Below are 20,630 nucleotides of genomic sequence, written 5' to 3'. Positions count from 1 at the left end.
TATTAGAGAGTTAAATAATGGCGCTTGACCTGCAGGAAATTGAGATCAACACTGATTGTGTAGGTTGGCGCCCAACAAAGAAAGGGCGTTGAAAGATGAGTTCATTCAATCCAACTACCAAAACCAATGAAGCCATGCAGGCTGCTCTTCAGCAGGCATCCTCGGCTGGCAACCCTGATATTCGTCCAGCTCACCTGTTGGCTGCCATCTTGGAGCAAACTGATGGCGTAGCAGCGCCAGTCCTCATGGCTACTGGTGTGGATCCTAAGGAGATCCTCGCAGAGGCCAAGAAGTTGGTTGCTTCTTACCCCAAGGCTTCTGGCGCCAATATGGCTAATCCAAACTTCAACCGGGATGCCCTCAATGCGTTCACTGCAGCTCAGGAGCTTGCCGGTGAGTTGGGCGATGAGTACGTCTCAACCGAAGTACTTCTTGCCGGTATCGCTCGCGGAAAGTCTGATGCTGCGGATCTGTTGACCAACAAGGGTGCAACCTATGACGCCATCAAAGAGGCTTTCCCTTCGGTTCGTGGATCTCAGCGTGTCACCACTCAGGATCCAGAGGGACAGTTCCAGGCTTTGGAAAAGTACTCCACTGACCTGACCAAGCTTGCTCGTGAAGGCAAGATTGATCCTGTTATTGGCCGTGACCAGGAAATTCGTCGCGTCGTTCAGGTGCTTAGCCGTCGTACCAAGAACAACCCTGTTCTGATCGGTGAGCCAGGTGTCGGTAAAACCGCCATCGTGGAAGGCCTTGCACGCCGCATCGTTGCTGGTGACGTTCCAGAATCCCTCAAGGGCAAAACTCTGATCAGTCTTGATCTTGGTTCCATGGTTGCCGGCGCTAAGTATCGCGGTGAATTCGAGGAGCGACTGAAGGCTGTTCTGGATGAGATCAAGGGAGCTAACGGCGAAGTCGTTACCTTCATCGATGAGCTGCACACCATCGTCGGCGCTGGTGCTTCGGGTGAATCCGCCATGGATGCCGGAAACATGATTAAGCCACTGCTTGCCCGCGGTGAGCTGCGCTTGGTTGGTGCCACCACGCTGAATGAGTACCGCAAGTACATCGAAAAGGACGCTGCCCTGGAGCGTAGGTTCCAGCAGGTTTATGTCGGTGAGCCAACGGTAGAAGATGCCATCGGTATTCTTCGTGGATTGAAGGAACGCTACGAGGTCCATCACGGTGTCCGCATCCAGGACTCCGCACTGGTCGCCGCAGCTGAACTCTCAAACCGCTATATCACCAGCCGTTTCCTTCCTGATAAGGCTATTGACTTAGTTGATGAGGCAGCATCACGCCTGCGCATGGAGATTGATTCTTCACCTCAGGAAATCGATGAGCTGGAGCGTATCGTCCGCCGCCTCGAGATCGAAGAGATGGCGCTGTCCAAGGAATCCGATGCAGCTTCCAAGGAACGTCTAGAAAAGCTGCGCTCGGAACTTGCTGATGAACGCGAAAAGCTCTCTGAGTTGAAGGCTCGTTGGCAGAATGAGAAAACTGCTATTGACGATGTCCGTGAGATGAAGGAAGAGCTGGAAGCGCTGCGTTCTGAGTCGGATATTGCAGAACGTGACGGCAATTATGGTCGTGTCGCAGAGCTGCGCTACGGCCGAATCCCTGAGCTGGAAAAGCAGATCGAGGATGCAGAATCCAAGGTCGAGGTCAATGAAAATGCCATGCTCACTGAGGAGGTCACGCCAGACACGATCGCCGATGTGGTTTCCGCATGGACGGGCATTCCTGCAGGCAAGATGATGCAGGGTGAGACCGAGAAGCTGCTCAACATGGAGCGCGTCTTGGGCAACCGTGTGGTCGGTCAGCTAGAAGCGGTAACTGCAGTGTCTGACGCGGTGCGTCGTTCACGCGCGGGTGTTGCCGATCCAAACCGTCCAACTGGTTCCTTCCTGTTCCTTGGACCTACCGGCGTCGGTAAGACTGAGCTGGCCAAGGCTGTCGCGGAGTTCCTCTTCGATGATGATCGCGCCATGATCCGCATCGATATGTCCGAATACGGTGAGAAGCACTCGGTTGCTCGTCTGGTCGGTGCCCCTCCGGGATACGTCGGCTATGACCAGGGCGGTCAACTCACTGAGGCAGTGCGCCGTCGTCCGTACACCGTCGTGCTTTTCGACGAGGTGGAGAAGGCTCACCCTGATGTCTTCGATATCCTCCTGCAGGTTCTCGACGAGGGTCGCCTCACCGACGGCCAAGGCCGGACCGTGGATTTCCGCAACACCATCTTGATCCTCACCTCTAACCTGGGCGCAGGCGGTACTCGCGAACAAATGATGGATGCTGTGAAGATGGCATTCAAGCCTGAGTTCGTGAACCGTCTCGATGATGTTGTGATCTTCGATCGTTTGTCCCCTGAGCAGCTGACCAGCATCGTTGATATCCAGATCAAGCAGCTGACTGACCGTTTGGCTGGCCGCAGGCTTAACCTTCGAGTCAGCGACAGCGCGAAGGCTTGGCTGGCGGAGCGTGGCTACGACCCTGCTTATGGTGCTCGTCCGTTGCGCAGGCTGATCCAGCAGGCCATCGGTGATACTTTGGCTAAGGAACTGCTGGCAGGCAACGTCCGTGATGGCGATGGTGTGCTTGTCGACGTCGCCGACGGCGGCCAGAAGCTCGACGTTTCCAGGGCGGTCTAACGGCTCGTGGGCAAGCAGGAAAAGCTGCGCATTCCTCTCGATGTTCCGGGAGTGGAATCAGAAGAGGTAGGTGTAGAACTGCTTGCCGAAGGCTACTACCTGGTAGCCACTTTGCCGGCTGTCGCCCAGGACTGTGCCCTGGGTGACGTCGTGCGGGCACATCATGTTGATGAGGTCTTGGAATTTCAAGAAGTGGCAGTTGCTGGCGGAAACAAAACCCTCCGGGTGCTCGTTGATGCCATCGCTGCTGACCACGTGCGAGCCCAACTAGAAACACTTGGGCTACACGTGGAAGCTCCCATGTCAGAAATGCTAACTGTCAATATTGCCCCCGATTCACCGTCGCACGGTTTGGAGATCCTGCTCGATGATCTGCATGCTCAGGGGGTAATTTTCAGGGCGTTATAGAGCGCCTAATTGTAGAGAGCTGACGTTTTAGGCCCGGGGTTGAGAGAATCCCAGAACAACGATTCAAAGTGAAGTACTCTTAAATGTACTTAATAGATCCCTCTGTATCAGTTGACTACCGATACCCAAAGCCTCTCAAGGTGAATATGTACTGGCAGAGTTTTATCGCTTCTATGTTTTTTTGGATTGTTCATTTACTCGCTAACTCTGAATCAAGTTCTTTTAGCCATAGCTTTCATCGGCCTCCTTGTTGCCTTGTCATGGGGGATTAATAAATTCTCCACAGTTCGATTTTGGAAAAAGCGGGCCCCGGTTTGGCAAGTTGGCGCAATGATTATCTTGTGTTTTGTTGCCAATGGGTTCCCTGCGGAACCAATTTATGCTGCTTCTTTGGGTGTAGCTTCAGGACTGTTTGTTTTTCTTTCCCTCGTTCAACAGGCAAGAAAAGCCAATCAAACAACGGTCTAGAGCACTTACTTCTCAGCAGCTCCCGCAATGTCTTGGCTGGTGGTGGCGTAGTACTGGCTGAGTTTCCGGTAGGACCTCGACATGAATGCCAACAGCACGACAACCAACATGATGGCACCTGATGCGAGGAACATCAGTGCCATGCCGCGAGCTTTACCCTCGCCGAGGATCACGCCCCAGATGGTGTCCGCGCCGGGGCCAGCCATCCATGGAATGAGGTAGGCTTCGGCCAAAATCGCCACGATCACTGTGGAGAGCGGGTTGGCTGCCATTTCCACTGCCATGGCTAGTCCAAATACGCGGCCTTGTTGGCGGAATGGGACGACTCGTTGAAGGATGGTTTGTTCTGCGGCTTCGGCAGCTGGGGTGATAGCCATGAAGATGAAAATGCCCAGGATGTAGAGCCACCACCATTCGCGAATGGCAAATAACATGCCAACAAAAGCCACACCAACATTAACCAGCAGCAAGGTGCGCACAGGGTTTTTGCCCAAGCCAGTTTTGGAGATCACAGCACCACCAACGATGAAGCCGAGGCTGGTGAGTCCAAGCAGTAGCCCCCACAGCTGTGGGCTGAAAAGTTCCAGGCCGTAAGGGTCCATGAGTGCGGAGTACACGCCGCCGATGAGGTTGTTGAAGGACGCAAACAACACAAGCGCGAGCAGTCCCGGAACACTCAGGATGATTTTCATTGATCCTTTTAGGTCGATGCCTTTGGACACGATCGCCAAATCGGAGGTAGGTGTGGGAACTGAATCGTCAGAAACAGTAGGCTGTGCGTCTTCTTGGGTGATGATTTCCGGTTCGTCGACGCGAATCGGCAGCAGGTGCAGCAGCGCGACAAGTGAGAGCCCAAGGCAGATCCACAGGGTGATTTCCATGCCCAAGAACCCGATGGCGGAACCAGCAATGACGCTGGTGACTAAAAATCCAACACCTTGCACGGCTCCTACCAGGCCGTTTGCTTTGTCGCGTTCAGCTTCAGGAACCAACAGCGTGACCACGGTGGACAGTGCGATGTTGCGCATGTGTTCCACGATTGATCCGATGAGGATGAAAGAAACGAACACCCACAGGGCGGTATTTCCGATGCTCAGGCCGTCTTCCTCCAGCCAAAACACCCACACCAGGGCACTGAGACAATAAAACACGAGTGTGGTGACGCTGGAAAACAGCATGACGGACTTCTTGCGATTGTGATCAACAACGGTTCCGAAAAAGATGGAACAAACGGCGATCAAACCCATGTAAATTCCACTGACGATGCCGGTCAGTGCGACGTTGCCAGTGGAAAGATACATCCAAAACACCACGGCAAAGAACAGAAATCCAGTGGTGACGTTGGAGATCATGGTGTTGATCAGAACTTTATGAAACGTGGACACGGGGTGTCTCCTAAAGATGGGGAGCAAAAACCCTCAAACTGCTGCTAAAAATACAGGATTGGCGCCCGTGACGCTACTGAAAAGGTGGAGGGGCGCGTCGAAAAGCGTTGGCCGGTGCCTGAGCGAAAAACCGTGATGATTAGCATGGTTTGTTGTGAAGATCGATGAATTGATTGCTCTCGCCGCGGAGCAACCCACTCGCATCTCCAGGCGTTCCGGTGTCTCGCGCTCGACCCTGAAGCGGGTCGGCGATGGCACCAGCGAGCCCACCCTGTCGACGCTGCGTGAGGTCGCGTTGGCGCTCGGGCTTGATATTAAGGTCGCCGCGCACCACGCCTGCGATCCCTTTGCGGCCGCTGCAGCGCGCACGCTTATCGACGCCTCCGTCCCCGAAAATCCCCACAACCAGGAAATTCTCGCTTGGTTGCACCGTTTTGAGCGGTGGAATATCAACGATCCGCTCACCCTTGTCTCTGAAGCCGGAACGCTTCAGGGCATCACACATCGCCAGGATGCGCAGTTTGTGAAACTCAATCCACGCGGCATCGCTGAGCTACCGGAGCTTTTCCAACAGCACAAAACCAAATGGGCGCTGTCGGGCGCTGCGGCTGCCACGGTGATCATGGGACAAATTGTGCTGGGGAATTCGATTGTGTGGCACGAACCTGCCCACGATCTCGATGTCTCAGCGCTGGGCACCATTGTTGATGTGGCAGAAGACGCCGATCTAATTCTCCTGCCCGCAACGGTCACGGAACTGGTGGGAAGTTACACCCAGGACAGGCTAAATTTTGTGGCACCTGTGCAATTAGTTATTGATCTACACAGCCTCCACATGTTCGAGGAAGCCGATTACCTCACGAGCGGTTGGCGCTAAAATACTTAGCGTACGCACCCCAACGGGTTACCAAAGTGAATGGTAGGGGAAGTTTCGGTGTCTTATACCGGTTAGGTTTTGCCCGCGCTGCGCTTGGTCACATTAACGCCTAGGCTCGGGGCTATGACCGTGTTGATTTCTCCGTCCACCCTTGCTGAATCAATCCACGCTGGTAAGAAACAAACTGTTCTCGCTGCTTTCTGGGCTCCAATTGAAGGAGCAGGCCGCACAGTTTTCTGCTCTGAGCACATCCCAACTTCCATTTTCTGCGACCCTGCCCTTGAGCTTTCCGGAGTTCCTTCCTCTGAAGATGGCCGCAACCCACTGCCACCGCTGAATGTGTTGGCACGTTCTTTCAGGACCTGGGGTTTGAATACCGATCGTGAAATCGTGTTTTACGATCAGGGACGTGGCCTTTTTGCTGCACGCGCCTGGTGGATCCTCCGATGGGCGGGCATGCCCAACGTTCGCATCCTTGACGGTGGTTTCCAGAAGTGGGAAGACCATGAGCTGGGACACGCTGGCGGGCCTGGAAACTTCCCGCACTTTTGCAATGTGCGTCCCAACCCAGGTCAGCTGTCGGTAGCGACCATCGAAGATGTCAAGGCACATCAGGGCATTTTGATTGATTCTCGCGATGAACAACGATTTGCGGGTCGCAGTGAAAAGCTCGATCTGAAAGCCGGACACATTCCAGGCGCTATCAACATCAACGCTAAATCTTTGCTGGAAGATGATTTCACCTTCAAATCACCAGAAGAAATCCGCCAGATTTTTGCGGACAAGGGGGTAACCAGCGGAGAGAACGTCATCGTTTATTCCGGTTCCGGTAACCACTCGTCCCAGTTGCTGGCTGGCATGGAGCACGCGGGGCTAACCGGTGCGAGCCATTATTTTGCTGGTTGGTCACAGTGGAGCGCTAACCCCGAGAATCCTATCGAGGCCTAAAATCGTGGCTTGAGTACGCACTGCCAGTAAGGTGTGTGATGTGATGGAAATAAGTGTCTTGATCATCGCCGCACTGATCTTGGTGGCAGGCATCGTACTGTGGCGCGCGGACTCGTCTAAACAGGCAGCTAAAAAGGCTGAATCACCTGTGGGCTCAGTCGCACCTGCGCCCGTGCTGGTTGAAGAAGAGCCGGACCCTGAGTTTGAGCCAGAACTGGACCCTGAACCAGAAGCGCAACCAGAACCAGAGCTGGAAGTTGCGCCTAGATTTGCGCCAGAACCAGTTCAAGATCTTGAGCCGGATCAGGCTGAGGACATTTATTTTGATGATTCCCCTGAACTCGATGCTGATGTTGAAAATGCCTTGGCTGAGCTTACTGAGGTAGAAGACTACCCGGAAGAGCCAGTGCAGTCTGAGCAACCTCAAGCCCCTGCCACGGCGGAGGTAGCTGCGGACGAGGAGCAACGGGGCGTCGATAAGCATTCGTTTTTGAGCTCTTTGCCTGGTTCGCAGCGCCGGGAGCGCCGAAACTGGGCGGCGAAGCACCACTTCGATTTCATCAAGGAAGATGCCTTTTTGACCGATGAATGGTCAAGGGGTGCGGCATCGACTGGTGCCGTTGCACGTGATGTGGTCAGTGGCATGGCTGAAGGATATGAAACGCATCTGGTGGATTTGGCGGGCGTGCCCGTGATGGCGATGCGCCGTGGAATTACCTCTGACGTGGTCATTGATGCGCGCCGCGGTGAGCAGCCTGCCGATCCAGAGCGTGAAGAATCTGATGATTTAGTCGAGATTGATACCGTCTCTGGATTCCGCCTGCTCAGTAACGTGGCGGGGGTTGCGCAGCGTTTTGTCGACGAGCGCATTCACGTCGGTTTGGATTCCATGCCAGAAGCTGTGACTGCTGTGTGGATGGAATCTGATTGGGTGTTGGCGGAAACCATCAAGGGTTCCACGCCTTCCGATTGGGAAGAGATTTTGCGGCCGTTGGCGCTGCTCACGGACGCGTCTTTCACGTTGCCACCTCGTTCCACGCGTGCGCAAACCTTGGATTTGAAGCATTTGGAACCAAGCCGTCTGAAGCCGGAGCAGCCAGAAAAGCCAGCGTTTACTCCCAATGCTTCGGAAGAAGATTTGTCTCAGCCGTTGGTGATCCGCCCCGAGGAGCCGTTGCAGATGCCGGTTCGCGGTGTGCAGGAAAGCCGCGGAGTGGTCGAGCCACGGTCATTGGGTGCGGATGATGTGGAGTCGATTGCGGAGGGCGATCCAGAGCGTCCGAGCGATCTTTATGGCACGCGTGTGCTGCGTGATCTCAATGGTCAGTCCAGTATTTTCCAAGATTCCACCGACGCGGATGAGCCACCAAAAAAGTGGTAGAAAACTGGTGTTTTTCGGCCGTGTCCACCCCAGGTTCTATGCTGTAACAAACGCGGGTTTAAACCTCAATCATCAAATTAGGGAAGGGCTGGGAAATCCATGTCATCTAATTCCATTAACGCAGAAGCGCGCGCTGAGCTTGCTGAACTGATCAAAGAGCTAGCTGTCGTCCACGGTGAAGTCACCTTGTCTTCGGGCAAGAAGGCTGATTACTACATCGATGTCCGTCGTGCCACCTTGCACGCGCGCGCATCTCGCCTGATCGGTCAGCTGCTGCGCGAAGCCACCGCTGACTGGGACTATGACGCAGTTGGCGGCCTGACCTTGGGCGCTGACCCGGTTGCCACCGCCATCATGCACGCCGACGGCCGCGATATCAACGCGTTTGTGGTGCGCAAGGAGGCCAAGAAGCACGGCATGCAGCGTCGCATTGAGGGCCCTGACCTGACGGGCAAGAAGGTGCTCGTGGTGGAAGATACCACCACCACCGGAAATTCCCCTCTGACAGCTGTTGCCGCGTTGCGTGAAGCTGGCATTGAGGTTGTGGGCGTTGCCACCGTGGTCGATCGCGCAACCGGTGCAGATGAGGTTATCGCAGCGGAAGGCCTTCCTTACCGCAGCTTGCTGGGACTTTCTGATCTTGGACTCAACTAACACCCCCGGCCCCACGGAGTGGGGCGAGTCCCGCGTGGGCAAAGGTCCATGGGAAGAGGAAAACCCCGGCGTACCTCGGCCTACAAGCCCGCTTTTCGACGTCACCCTCCTCAACGAGGGCGATCGCCGCAACGTTGTTGACGCCTATCGTTATTGGACCCGTGAGGCGATTGTTGAAGATATCGACACCCGCCGCCACAGCCTCCACGTAGCGATCGAAAACTTTGAAAACGACGCCAACATCGGCACCGTCGTGCGCACCGCCAACGCCTTTGCCGTGAACACAGTCCACATTGTGGGCAGGCGTCGGTGGAACCGCAGGGGAGCCATGGTGACTGACCGTTACCAGCACCTCATGCACCACGAAGACGTTGATTCGCTGCTTGCGTGGGCAATCGCGGAGCGGCTTACCATCGTCGCGATCGATAACACCCCAGGTTCCGTGCCTTTGGAAACCGCTGAGTTGCCGAAGAACTGCCTGTTGCTGTTTGGTCAGGAAGGCCCAGGTGTCACCGAAGCTGCGCGTGCAGGTGCGTTAATGACCTGTTCGATTGCCCAATTTGGTTCCACTCGATCCATCAACGCGGGTGTAGCTGCTGGTATTGCAATGCATGCATGGATTCGTCAACATGCCGACTTATCGCAAGCCTGGTAATTTTATACCCTAGATCGTTAGACTTTCGTTATACTTTTGGGTGTCGTATTTAGTTGTACAACACCTGCATTGGAGCGAAGAAACACTCAGTGTTAGACAAATGGGTAAACAGAGCTGACCTAGCGGAATCCGCCATCAACGAAAGGCATTCCGCGAGGGTTTGGGGTCTGCCTCGAACAAATCTTGGGTTTGTGGCATGGCCATCCAACGCCAAAGAAAAACTGTTTATCCACTGGCACTACTGGTGGCAAGCGCATTATCTAGACTGCCTGGTGGATGCTGCTCGTCGACGCACCACAAAGGCCCGTCGCGACCGCATCAGGGACACCATCCGCGGCATTTCGGTGCGCAATGTGGGCAAGCTGACCTCGAATCGTTATTACGACGACAAAGCTTGGCTGGCCCTTGCTCTTGGGCGTGCCGGAAAAGTGCGAAAGGTGCGCACACCAAAATCATTGCCCTCGTTGGAACAAAACATCGTCGATGGCATTGATTCCCTTACTGGTGTGCTGCCGTGGCGTTCCGGCGAAACCTTCTACAACGTTCCCTCCAACGGTCCTGCTGCGATCATGATGGCCCGCACCGACCGTTTGGACGAGGCTATGAAAATCACCGATTGGATTTTTGACAACCTGATCGATGGCGACGGCCTTGTGATGGACGGATTGCGCATGCGCATGCACGGACCTGAGCTTGTCCGTTCCATCCACCCGTATTGCCAAGGTGTCGCCATTGGTGCGTGTTTGGAAATTGCTCTCAAACTGCGTGAGCGCGCAGGCTTGACCACTACTGTGGTGGATCACTGGTCGGATGCCGATAAGGCAGAAGACTCCCTCAAATACTTTGCACACATCCACGCTGTGGTTCAGGCTGTGTCGCGGAAGATGACCAACTTCCACGGCGTTATTGATTGGGACACCGGTGACGGCGACGGCGGTTTGTTCAAGGGCATTTTGGTCCGCTATTTAGCTGATGTGGCCATCCGCCTGCCTGACGATTCACCAACCAACCGGGAAACCAAAAAGATTGCAGCACGCCTGGTACTGGAATCGGCGGAAAGCGTATGGAACCACCGATTGGAAGTTGATGGCCTTCCGGTATTCGCCACAGACTGGACAACGGATGCACGCCTGCCACAAAACTTTGGTTTGAGTTCCTCTAGTTTGAGCGATCTGGTGAGTGTTGTGCGCGTGGATGAACGTGATCTGTCCGTGCAATTGTCCGGTTGGATGCTCATGGAAGCAGCAGCGAAAGTGGCCGAAGAACTGGAAAACAACGGCAATAGTTACACCGGTCGCTCCCGATAGCCCCGATAGTGTATGTGCTGACCTGCGTTTATGCATTTTCCTTAGGTTGAAGGAAATATCACACGACAAAAGTTGAGTGATGCAGGCATAATTGGCTATAGGCAACTGAAGATGCCACAATCAATGTTTGATCCAACAGAATCAGACATTGTGAATGTGGGATTATCGGTTCGCGCTTCACCATGTTTCTGCATGATGAAATTACATACATAGTTCAGTGACAGTCACCTTTTGGAGGAGACACCTTATGCCTATCGCAACTCCCGAGGTCTATAACGAGATGCTCGATCGTGCTAAGGAAGGCGGATTCGCCTTCCCAGCCATCAACTGCACCTCCTCGGAAACCATCAACGCAGCTCTCAAGGGCTTCGCAGAGGCTGAATCTGACGGAATCATCCAGTTCTCCACCGGTGGTGCAGAGTTCGGTTCCGGCCTGGCAGTAAAGAACAAGGTCAAGGGCGCAGTTGCGCTTGCAGCCTTCGCCCACGAGGCAGCAAAGAGCTACGGCATCAACGTTGCTCTGCACACTGACCACTGCCAGAAGGAAGTCCTGGACGAGTACGTCCGCCCACTGCTGGCTATCTCCCAGGAGCGCGTCGACCGCGGCGAGCTTCCACTGTTCCAGTCCCACATGTGGGATGGTTCCGCTGTCCCAATCGACGAGAACCTCGAAATCGCACAGGAGCTGCTGGCTAAGGCCAAGGCAGCGAACATCATCTTGGAAGTTGAGATCGGTGTTGTCGGTGGCGAAGAAGACGGCGTTGAGGCTAAGGCTGGCGCAAACCTCTACACCTCCCCAGAAGACTTTGAGAAGACCATCGATGCAATCGGCACCGGTGAGAAGGGCCGCTACCTGCTAGCAGCTACCTTCGGTAACGTCCACGGCGTTTACAAGCCAGGCAACGTCAAGCTGCGCCCAGAGGTCCTCCTTGAGGGCCAGCAGGTTGCACGCAAGAAGCTTGGACTTGCAGACGACGCACTTCCATTCGACTTCGTCTTCCACGGTGGCTCAGGCTCCGAGAAGGAAAAGATCGAAGAGGCGCTGACCTACGGCGTCATCAAGATGAACGTTGATACTGACACCCAGTACGCATTCACCCGCCCAATCGTCTCCCACATGTTTGAGAACTACAACGGCGTTCTCAAGATCGACGGCGAGGTCGGAAACAAGAAGGCTTACGACCCACGCTCTTACATGAAGAAGGCTGAGCAGAGCATGTCTGAGCGCATTATCGAGTCTTGCCAGGACCTCAAGTCTGTTGGAAAGACCACCTCTAAGTAATCTCAGCAGTTAAAAAGGGCAGTTCCGCATCAGGGGGACTGCCCTTTTTCGTGTCTTCTCATGCTCTTGTGAATATGCATAGCTAATCTTGAGGCCATGGCAAAGAAGAAACTGGGGACTGTCGCCAGACTGTCTGAACTGGATAAGTCCCTGCGCAATAGATTGCTGCGGGTTCGTTCCCGACTGCTGTTTATTGTTCATTCCGCAATTGGTGCGGGTGTGGCGTATTGGATCGCCGTGGAAGTGATCAAACACGGACAACCGTTTTTCGCACCGATGTCCGCGGTGATTATTTTGGGTCTCTCCGGAGGAGACCGCATCAAAAGAGCCACGGAACTCACCCTGGGCTGTGCTTTAGGCGTTGGTTTGGGTGATTTACTGATCATGCAAATCGGCACGGGCTATTGGCAGATATTTGTGGTAGTTGGATTAGCGCTGCTGGTGGCCTCGTTTGTTTCACCGGCACCGTTGGTGAGTAATCAGATGGCCATTGGTGGCATTTTGATTGCCACGATGTTCCCGCCAGGTGATGGTGGAAGCATTGACCGTATGATCGACGCCTTCATTGGTGGTGGCGTGGGAATTTTGGTCATCGCACTTCTTCCCTCATCTCCTCTTGACGCAGGCCGGCATCAAGTGGCCAACGTTTTGGGGATCGCAGCTAGTGTGCTGGAAGACGTGGCAGCTTCCCTAAAAGCCAAGGATGCAGCCAAACTCAACAATGCTTTGGAAGCATTGAGAAGGTCGCAGGCGTCGGTGAACAAGCTGGAAACTGCGGCATCTTCAGGCAAGGAAGCAACCACCGTATCGCCATTTTTATGGGGAGATAGGGCCCGCGTGAGATCGCTGTATCGCATTCTGGCGCCAGTGGACAACGTCATCCGAAATGCTCGAGTCCTTGCGCGACGGGCAGTGGTGCTGACCGAAGACAATGACACCGTCAGTGATGAACAAATCCACGTGATTGAGGAAATCGCAGACATTGCACTGCGACTGTCAGACCTTTATGAGCACCACAAAGAAATCAGTGAAGCACTGGAAATTCCTGAGTTGGTTAACCGACTGCGTCAACTGGGCAGTGAAGTGGGCGAGGACATCGCCGAAGATCGAGTGCTATCCGCACAAGTAATTTTGGCGCAATCGCGATCCATCATTGTGGACCTGTTGCAGATCTGCGGCATGTCCAGGGAATCTGCGGTGGCAGTGTTGGTTCCGACCTCAGAGAGTCCGGCTTACCCTCCGGAGCTGTGGGATGACGAAGACTAGCCTTTTATCGCGGTTCGGTTTTCACGGCGAATAAGCGCTGCTACTGCCCAAATGACAAATCCGATGATGGGGAGGAACAACACGAGAGCTCCCCAGCCCAATGAAGCCACTACATCCCGTTTTCTCGTGTATTCCACAGTTGCGACGGTGATGGCCACAACCAAGAGAATGACGAAGGGAATCACAGACCAAACAAGGTCATACATTGGCGGGAAGAGAATATTATTTCCTGATTCAAGCGGGAGAGATGTCGCTGGTGCCATGCTGGCTCCTTGTTTTACGGCCGCACGATTTGGAGATCGCGCAAATGTCGATAGAAGGTAACGCGCTCCACTTTACGTTTGCGGGAAATTCCGTCAACCCGGATTTGTAGCGAGGGGCCGCCGGCTTGCATGGCACGGCCCGTCGAAAAGCTCTCTGGAATAACCGAGCCCGAGGGGCGAGGGAACAGGCTGCGGGAGGGCACCTCGCCGGGCAGGGGAGTGTCCATGATGACCGCAGCGATGCCTGGGGCGTCAAGCATCGGCACCAAGCGGGCACCGTAGACGCCACGGCGTGGGGCCTTCGAGGCAGCCTCGTGGCGGATGAGAACATGATCATCGACGATGACTTCGCCGGTGATCTCACCCGGCTCCCAGTTGGTGATGGTGGCTGAACCGGCGACGGCGACCGCAACGTCATCGCGGATGAGCGGGGCAGGATTGACCAATCCGGTCAGTGCGAGCTCAAGCGCGGCAGCCTCATCGGCGGGCAGACCCCAGTTCTTCGCAGCCGTTGAAGGACCAACGGGCACGAATCCAATCTCCGCCCACAAATTATCGGCGCGCATGAGACGAGTCAGGACCGCAGACAGCGCTGCATCCGAACCGATCACCACGATGCGCAAACGGGTTTCAGGCTGTTGTGGCGCAAACTTAGGGCTGCTCAAATGCTCGACATCAGGCTGCTTGGCGATCTCATCGAGAGAAGGCGTGGGATCCTGAGGGAGCACATCAAAGGCCACATCATCAAGAATTTTGAGGTCTTTTCGGGTGGGCACCGCAGGCAAATCGTGGATCTCCACAGAGGTGGAAAGGGCAGGGAATTCGTTGATGTGTGGGGCATCGCACCGCAAAACCAGAAGACGCATACCGCAAGCTTAGTATCGCGATGATTAAAAACCTCACATGGGATAGTAAGATGAAATAACGTCTGTGTGCGCACACGCGTGCATACTCCAACTTCATGGATCGGATGTGACGTAAACCAATGGCTGCAATCGTTATTGTCGGCGCTCAATGGGGCGATGAAGGCAAAGGTAAGGCCACGGATATTCTCGGCGGACTCGTCGATTACGTGGTTAAGCCCAATGGCGGTAACAACGCTGGACACACTGTTGTGGTCGGCGGCGAGAAGTACGAGCTAAAGCTCCTTCCTGCCGGCGTCCTCTCCGAAACGGCCACCCCAATTTTGGGCAACGGCGTTGTGATCAACCTTGAGGCACTGTTCGAAGAAATCGACGGCCTTGAGGCTCGCGGTGCGGATGCATCCCGCCTGCGCATCTCTGCAAACGCTCACCTGGTTGCTCCATACCACCAGGTGATGGACCGTGTTCAGGAACGCTTCCTGGGCAAGCGCGCAATCGGCACCACCGGCCGTGGCATCGGCCCAACCTACGCGGACAAAGTATCCCGCGTGGGAATCCGTGTTCAAGACATTTTCGACGAATCCATCCTTCGTCAAAAAGTCGAATCCGCCCTGGATTACAAAAACCAGGTGCTGGTGAAGATGTACAACCGCAAGGCCATCGTCGCTGAGGAAATCGTGCAGTACTTCCTCTCCTACGCTGATCGTCTGCGCCCCATGGTCATCGATGCCACCTTGGTGCTCAACGAGGCACTTGATCAGGGCAAGCACGTTCTTATGGAAGGTGGCCAGGCAACCATGCTCGACGTGGACCACGGCACCTACCCATTCGTCACCTCCTCCAACCCAACCGCCGGTGGCGCAAGTGTTGGTTCAGGTATCGGCCCAACCAAGATCACCAGCTCCTTGGGTATCATCAAGGCCTACACCACTCGTGTTGGTGCCGGCCCATTCCCAACTGAGCTGTTTGATAAGTGGGGCGAGTACCTGCAGACCGTCGGTGGCGAGGTCGGCGTGAACACCGGCCGTAAGCGTCGCTGTGGCTGGTACGACTCCGTGATTGCTCGTTACGCATCCCGCGTCAACGGATTCACCGACTACTTCCTGACCAAGCTAGACGTGCTCACCGGCATCGGTGAAATCCCAATCTGCGTAGCTTACGACGTTGATGGTGTTCGCCACGATGAAATGCCACTGACCCAGTCAGAGTTCCACCACGCAACCCCAATCTTTGAAACCATGCCTGCATGGGACGAAGACATCACCGACTGCAAGACCTTCGAGGATCTTCCACAAAAGGCCCAGGACTACGTCCGACGTCTGGAAGAACTCTCTGGTGCTCGCTTCTCCTACATCGGTGTTGGACCTGGTCGCGATCAGACCATCGTCCTGCATGACGTACTAGCTGACAACTAGTACTGATAAACATCAGTGAGTTTCTCCACTCCCCGGAAGTCGGCCTGAGAAATCAGATTCCAACAGTCGGGGAGTTTTTCTTTTGGCAAGTCCATTAATGGCTCCGGTTTGATGGGAAAGTCCACGATGGACAGATTAATTAGGTTTCGGTGGACGTGGTTGCCGAAAATACCAGGTTGACCGATTGGCCGGGCGGGGCGAGGCTGAGAAGTAATCAAGCGCATCAGTGATTATGTGACCAAAGCAAAGATGCATGTCTGAATCAGAATTAAATGCATCATGTGAAGAACACTATCCTCATGGGATCTTGTATCATATGCAACAACGTGTACTTATCTAGCAGTAATTTCCCGGAATATAGAATTTCGGGAGAAGTGGACTCTAGGTGTACCTAGCCGTTGAAAGGCGAGCTTCGCAAGAGATTTACGTCGACTCGGAAAGTAGTGGAAGTATTCACGTTTTACCCAGTTATGGCAGATCTTAAAATCAATGATATGAGCATAAATATACTGCGCTCACTCTTCCTTTTTCATAGTTAGGATTCTCTCATGCTTGGCCCGATTCAAGTTCTAATTGTTGATGATGAACCCTTTTTCATTAATGCACTTGAAACTTATTTTTCCACTAATGAGAACATCAATGTCGTCGCAACGGCAGAGAACGGCGTGCAAGCGCTAGACATTCTATCAAAGACTATCGTGGATGTGGTGTTATGTGATGTTCGTATGCCACTTTTGAGCGGTGTGGAGTTGATGAAAATACTTGCTGAAAAGAAACTTACCTGCAGAGTGCTAGCATTAACTTCTTTTCTAGATGATTATGCGATGCTCTCTATGCTTCAATTTGGGGCCTTTGGATTTTTACTCAAAAGTGCCGACCGAGATGAGATAATAGAAGCTGTCCAATCAGCAGCTATGGGGGGAACTACCATCTCCCCTGAAATAGCAACAAATTTACGTAAATTTTTGTCGCAGCCTCCTTCCTCCATAAGTGATCTTCCGACCAGAGAGCGAGATGTTCTCACCCTTCTTCATTTGGGGAAGAGTAATGCAGATATCGCTGCAGAGCTGAAATTATCGACAGTTTCAGTCAAAAAATCCGTTAGTCGATTGATGCAACGATTTCAGGTATCAAGTCGTCTGGAACTCGTAGCATCGACCCGACTTTGAGAGGGGGCGATACACGCTTAACTTGAGATTCTTCATTACAGACTAATCACGCCCAGGGAGATGAAAGTAAAAAATGAAGAAGGAGAAACTCTTCTCGTTACTTCGATATATAGATAATGGGAGTCTCGAATGTATAACGAGTTTGTTCCTAATAACTTTATCATTAACTATGCCTGCAATAGGCTTGGGAAATTTTGGCATCCAGGTAATCGCGCTGTCAATGATCCCACTTATTAATGTACGTTTTCCCGTTGCCGCCTTACCTCTCGCATTAGTGGCGACTGTATGGCTTAATGCTTGGGCAGACCATCTTCTCCTAACTGGTTTTATTGTTTATCTTGCTGTGGAATACGCAACAAGCCGTGGGCGCTTCGCTCTCGCATTGATTTTGGGAGTTGAATGGATCTTAATTGCTTATGGGGTAGCTTTGGAAAGGCCTCTTGAGGCTAAAGACTCTCCATCTCTCATTACCGAAATTTTGCTCATACTTGTAGCAGCTGGCACAGGGGCAGGTCGGTGGAAAATTTTGAGTGAACGCAAGCAACGTGCAATTACTCAGCAGGAAATCATCAAAAAAATCCGTACTGATATAGCGCACTATTTGCATGACAGTATGGCAAGATCGTTGGCAATAATGATAGTTCAATCAAAGCTGACTGAACTAGAGCCTGATCCAAAAAAGATTCAAGAAAAACTAAACAGTATTGCCAAAATTGGACAAGAGGCAGTGGCTGATTTGCATCAATTAGTTAGACACCTCGTGGTCGAGGAGTCTGCTGAAAAAGCCACAGCGTTTGGAGCATGGGCTGCAGTTTCTATTCATGACACGGTTAATTCTGCCATTCAGTTATTAGTAGATGCAGGACATGTCGTTTCCTTTGACAGTAGAAAAAAGAACTATAAGCTGGACCATATTGCTGAAACGGCGTTTGCTTTAGCCTTCAATGAGGCAGTCTGTAATGCAATTAAACATTCTCCGCCCAAGGCAAACGTTACTATTCGCATAACAGAAAAAGCACAGTCTCTTCAGATTCTAGTAATGAATCCTATTGGAGATTGGCATGCAAATGGGGAGTCCGCAATTCCAGGTGTGGGCATTGGCGTAGAAAGCTTAACCAGAAGGATACGTAATATTAAAGGACAGGTCTGTGTGACTTCACTGCAAGGATACTGGAAAGTAGTTATTTCACTACCTTTGAAATGTGAGGATTCTTAAATTGTCTCTATTTGTTGAACTTGTTCAATCACTTACTATAACTGCTGGAATTTGCGACATTTTACCCACCTTCCCTGTTTGTCGTTAAAGGGACCTGGCCCCTGTTTGGTAGACACCTAACATCCCAACATTCTGGGATAGAAAGGTAACCTACCGATCATGCCAACCAAGACCTATTCCGAGGAGTTCAAACGCGACGCCGTTGCTTTGTACGAGAACTCCGACGGGGCCTCACTCCAACAGATCGCCAACGATCTCGGCATCAACCGAGTAACCCTGAAAAACTGGATCATCAAATACGGATCCAACCACAACGTACAAGGGACAACCCCATCTGCGGCAGTCTCTGAAGCTGAACAAATCCGGCAGCTGAAGAAGGAAAACGCGCTACAACGCGCAAGAACGCGACATCCTGCGGAAAGCTGCTAAATATTTCCCGGCAAGAGACAAACTGGTGAGCTGCTTCCGGTTTGTTGACGACGTGCGAAAAACCTATCCGGTTAAGCGGTTATGCGAAGTGTTGAAAATCAACCGCTCCTCGTACTACAAATGGAAAAAGACTGCCCCGACCAGGAGCAACCGCCTGCTCAGCGACGCAGTCTTAGGAGCGAAGATCAAGTCCATCTTCACGAAAGAACGCGGCTGCTACGGCTCAAAACGCATCACGGCTGAGCTCAACGATGATCCTGGCAGCACTCCGGTTAACCATAAACGAGTCGCCCGGATCATGGCATCATTAAAGCTGTTTGGTTTCACGAAGAAACGCAGGGTCATCACGACCGTGTCTGATAAAAAGAAGCCTGTCTTCCCTGACCTGGTCAAACGTCATTTTAACGCACTAGCAGCAAATGAAGTTTACGTCGGGGATATTACTTACCTACCGATCGCAGATGGCACGAACATGTATCTGGCTACGGTCATTGATTGCTATTCCCGTAGGCTGGTGGGTTTTGCGATTGCGGATCATATGCGCACGTCATTGGTGCAGGAGGCATTGCTGATGGCGAAGAGTCAGCGAGGCAGCCTGAAGGGTGCGGTGTTTCATTCGGATCACGGCAGTGTGTACACCTCGCAGGCGTTTCAGGACACTTGTAAAAAGTTGGGTGTTCGTCAGTCGATGGGTGCTGTTGGTACCAGTGCGGATAATTCGCTGGCGGAGTCGTTTAATGCCGCCCTCAAGCGAGAGGTGCTGCAGGATTCCAAGACGTTTGCCAATCAGTTGGTGTGCCGCCGGGAGGTATTTCGCTGGTGTACCAGGTACAGCACAAATCGCAGGCATTCTTGGTGTGGCTATGTGGTGCCTGCGGTGTTCGAGAGTAGAAATTTAGCTATTCTGAAATCTGTTTCCTGATTAAATCGCCTGTGTTTCCAGGGGGCAGGTCCCAATCTTCGGGACCGTGACCATAGTTTAGAGTCAGTCAACAACCCTAGTGAGTTAGATCAGTGATTAAACACGCTTATCAGGAAGGTTTTATTTTGACAGAACTATAGCATTTCTTATCTGCACTTCACGTTTTGAATGTATACCTTTTGCACCCTCAAGATTTGGGCACTTTTCGGGAATTTTCGCTTAGAAAAGTTATTTGTTGTTTTTGTTAGCTATATTCAAATTGTTCTCCTTCCTAAACTCGAAAGGTTTAACATGAAACTAAGCAAAGCCACAAGATGTCTTGTAGCTCTTATGTTTGCAGCTCCTTTGATGTCAGCTCCACTTGCAAACGCTGTGGATAATACTTGGTTTAATGGTGTTGTAACGCCAGGTACTACAATGTATGAAGGTGCAGGATCGTGGGGCTTTTTAAGAACTTCCAGTAATGCAAGCAGCGGTCTTACCGATAACCCTTTGGTAGTTATGACTTGTAGACTGGGGATTTATTCTTCAGTTGGTGGAGACACTTGTAGTGTTAGCACTTCTCAGCTCAATAATGAACGTGCTTCTTTTACATATGAATATCGATTGGGTGGCCAAGAAGCGCCAGCTCGAGCATGGATTGGAGGAATCCCAAGTGGGGGAATGTCTATTGCGGATAGTCAGGATGAAATTTTCAGTATTGCGTCTGAAAGTACTAGATGGACCGATGGATCCTGGTCCCTTCAGGAAGTTCACAGTTCTGCGGGGGATGTTCAGTTAAAAATTGTAAGTCCTGAAGTTCAAGCTGTAACCAATGTTTCCGCAGAGGCCTTTGAGAGCAGGGGTGGAAGCATTTCATTGAATGATGGCACGAAAGAACTAAGTTTTCTGGTTTTCCCAGAATCATCAGAGAAGCCGAATGAAATCATAGAGAACTCTAATTCTCATAATATTGAAATGGTAAGTGCCGGTGTCTTTCAACGCATAACCCAAGGTAACGAAATCTTAGAGATCCAAACCGGATCAGGGTTAGCTTTGGAAACTTCGCTAGTTTATTGATTTGAGGGC

The 20,630-nt window shown here is 52.5% G+C and carries 18 protein-coding genes; 15 read left to right on the top strand and 3 right to left on the bottom strand.

The window, feature by feature from the left end:
• The first annotated feature begins 95 nt into the window (after positions 1–95).
• Together clpB and CGL_RS13845 are read left to right on the top strand one after the other, a co-directional pair.
• The gene (gene clpB / locus CGL_RS13850; RefSeq protein WP_011015370.1) at positions 96–2,654 is read left to right on the top strand and encodes an ATP-dependent chaperone ClpB; all 2,559 of its coding nucleotides are present in this window, start codon (positions 96–98) and stop codon (positions 2,652–2,654) included.
• A gap of 6 nt (positions 2,655–2,660) precedes the next feature.
• A complete protein-coding gene (locus tag CGL_RS13845; RefSeq protein ID WP_011015369.1) occupies positions 2,661–3,062 on the top strand; it encodes a DUF4265 domain-containing protein in 402 nt (133 codons plus the stop codon).
• Between the two features lie 473 nt (positions 3,063–3,535).
• Here the strand turns inward: CGL_RS13845 and cmr are convergent, their stop codons facing one another.
• The gene (gene cmr, locus CGL_RS13840) at positions 3,536–4,915 is read right to left on the bottom strand and encodes a multidrug efflux MFS transporter Cmr (protein WP_011015368.1); all 1,380 of its coding nucleotides are present in this window, start codon (positions 4,913–4,915) and stop codon (positions 3,536–3,538) included.
• Between the two features lie 154 nt (positions 4,916–5,069).
• On the opposite strand from cmr, the gene CGL_RS13835 reads away from it, so the two are divergent.
• The 8 genes from CGL_RS13835 to CGL_RS13800 all read left to right on the top strand — a co-directional run bounded on the left by CGL_RS13835 (position 5,070) and on the right by CGL_RS13800 (position 13,285).
• Complete coding sequence (locus CGL_RS13835; protein WP_011015367.1) at positions 5,070–5,792, top strand: helix-turn-helix domain-containing protein; 723 nt, start codon at positions 5,070–5,072, stop codon at positions 5,790–5,792.
• A 123-nt stretch (positions 5,793–5,915) separates the two neighbouring features.
• The gene (locus CGL_RS13830; RefSeq protein ID WP_011015366.1) at positions 5,916–6,740 is read left to right on the top strand and encodes a sulfurtransferase; all 825 of its coding nucleotides are present in this window, start codon (positions 5,916–5,918) and stop codon (positions 6,738–6,740) included.
• A 43-nt stretch (positions 6,741–6,783) separates the two neighbouring features.
• Positions 6,784–8,121 (top strand): hypothetical protein, encoded by a 1,338-nt coding sequence (locus CGL_RS13825; protein ID WP_041625587.1) that lies wholly within the window; start codon positions 6,784–6,786, stop codon positions 8,119–8,121.
• Between the two features lie 99 nt (positions 8,122–8,220).
• A complete protein-coding gene (pyrE, locus tag CGL_RS13820) occupies positions 8,221–8,775 on the top strand; it encodes an orotate phosphoribosyltransferase (RefSeq protein ID WP_003862850.1) in 555 nt (184 codons plus the stop codon).
• Positions 8,762–9,430: a TrmH family RNA methyltransferase gene (locus tag CGL_RS13815; protein WP_011266007.1), complete on the top strand. Its 669-nt coding sequence runs from the start codon at positions 8,762–8,764 to the stop codon at positions 9,428–9,430. Before pyrE ends, CGL_RS13815 begins: the two co-directional genes overlap by 14 nt.
• Before the next feature lie 89 nt (positions 9,431–9,519).
• Positions 9,520–10,737, top strand: coding sequence for a glycoside hydrolase family 76 protein (locus CGL_RS13810; protein WP_011266006.1), 1,218 nt, complete (start codon positions 9,520–9,522; stop codon positions 10,735–10,737).
• 247 nt (positions 10,738–10,984) lie between these two features.
• Positions 10,985–12,019 carry a class II fructose-bisphosphate aldolase gene (gene fbaA, locus CGL_RS13805; protein ID WP_011015363.1) on the top strand — a complete coding sequence of 345 codons (1,035 nt, stop codon included), beginning with the start codon at positions 10,985–10,987 and terminating at the stop codon, positions 12,017–12,019.
• 96 nt (positions 12,020–12,115) lie between these two features.
• The gene (locus CGL_RS13800) at positions 12,116–13,285 is read left to right on the top strand and encodes an FUSC family protein (protein WP_003853634.1); all 1,170 of its coding nucleotides are present in this window, start codon (positions 12,116–12,118) and stop codon (positions 13,283–13,285) included.
• Here the strand turns inward: CGL_RS13800 and CGL_RS13795 are convergent.
• Positions 13,282–13,548 carry a PLDc N-terminal domain-containing protein gene (locus tag CGL_RS13795; RefSeq protein WP_003862858.1) on the bottom strand — a complete coding sequence of 89 codons (267 nt, stop codon included), beginning with the start codon at positions 13,546–13,548 and terminating at the stop codon, positions 13,282–13,284. The two genes, CGL_RS13800 and CGL_RS13795, sit on opposite strands and share 4 nt — an antisense overlap.
• Before the next feature lie 14 nt (positions 13,549–13,562).
• Positions 13,563–14,414, bottom strand: a complete 852-nt coding sequence (locus CGL_RS13790; protein ID WP_020948641.1) for a hypothetical protein — start codon at positions 14,412–14,414, stop codon at positions 13,563–13,565.
• Positions 14,415–14,533: 119 nt separating this feature from the next.
• On the opposite strand from CGL_RS13790, the gene CGL_RS13785 reads away from it, so the two are divergent.
• The 5 genes from CGL_RS13785 (at position 14,534) to CGL_RS13765 (ending at position 20,621) form a co-directional block, all read left to right on the top strand.
• On the top strand, positions 14,534–15,826 hold the full coding sequence (locus CGL_RS13785; protein ID WP_011015361.1) for an adenylosuccinate synthase: 1,293 nt from the start codon (positions 14,534–14,536) through the stop codon (positions 15,824–15,826).
• Between the two features lie 548 nt (positions 15,827–16,374).
• Entirely contained in the window at positions 16,375–16,995 is a 621-nt protein-coding gene (locus tag CGL_RS13780; RefSeq protein ID WP_011015360.1) for a response regulator transcription factor, read from the top strand.
• Positions 16,996–17,068: 73 nt separating this feature from the next.
• Complete coding sequence (locus CGL_RS13775) at positions 17,069–18,211, top strand: sensor histidine kinase (RefSeq protein ID WP_011015359.1); 1,143 nt, start codon at positions 17,069–17,071, stop codon at positions 18,209–18,211.
• Positions 18,212–18,370: 159 nt separating this feature from the next.
• Positions 18,371–19,562 (top strand): IS3 family transposase gene (locus CGL_RS13770; RefSeq protein ID WP_096633838.1). Its coding sequence is split into 2 segments (ribosomal slippage): positions 18,371–18,607 and positions 18,609–19,562, totalling 1,191 coding nucleotides; the frame shifts between segments, so codons are not numbered across the junction.
• A 291-nt stretch (positions 19,563–19,853) separates the two neighbouring features.
• The gene (locus tag CGL_RS13765) at positions 19,854–20,621 is read left to right on the top strand and encodes a hypothetical protein (RefSeq protein WP_011266004.1); all 768 of its coding nucleotides are present in this window, start codon (positions 19,854–19,856) and stop codon (positions 20,619–20,621) included.
• The last annotated feature ends 9 nt before the right edge of the window (positions 20,622–20,630 follow it).

Origin of the sequence: Corynebacterium glutamicum ATCC 13032 (assembly GCF_000011325.1) — a bacterium.
GTDB lineage: Bacteria > Actinomycetota > Actinomycetes > Mycobacteriales > Mycobacteriaceae > Corynebacterium > Corynebacterium glutamicum.
This window is presented reverse-complemented; position numbering and strand designations above follow the sequence as displayed.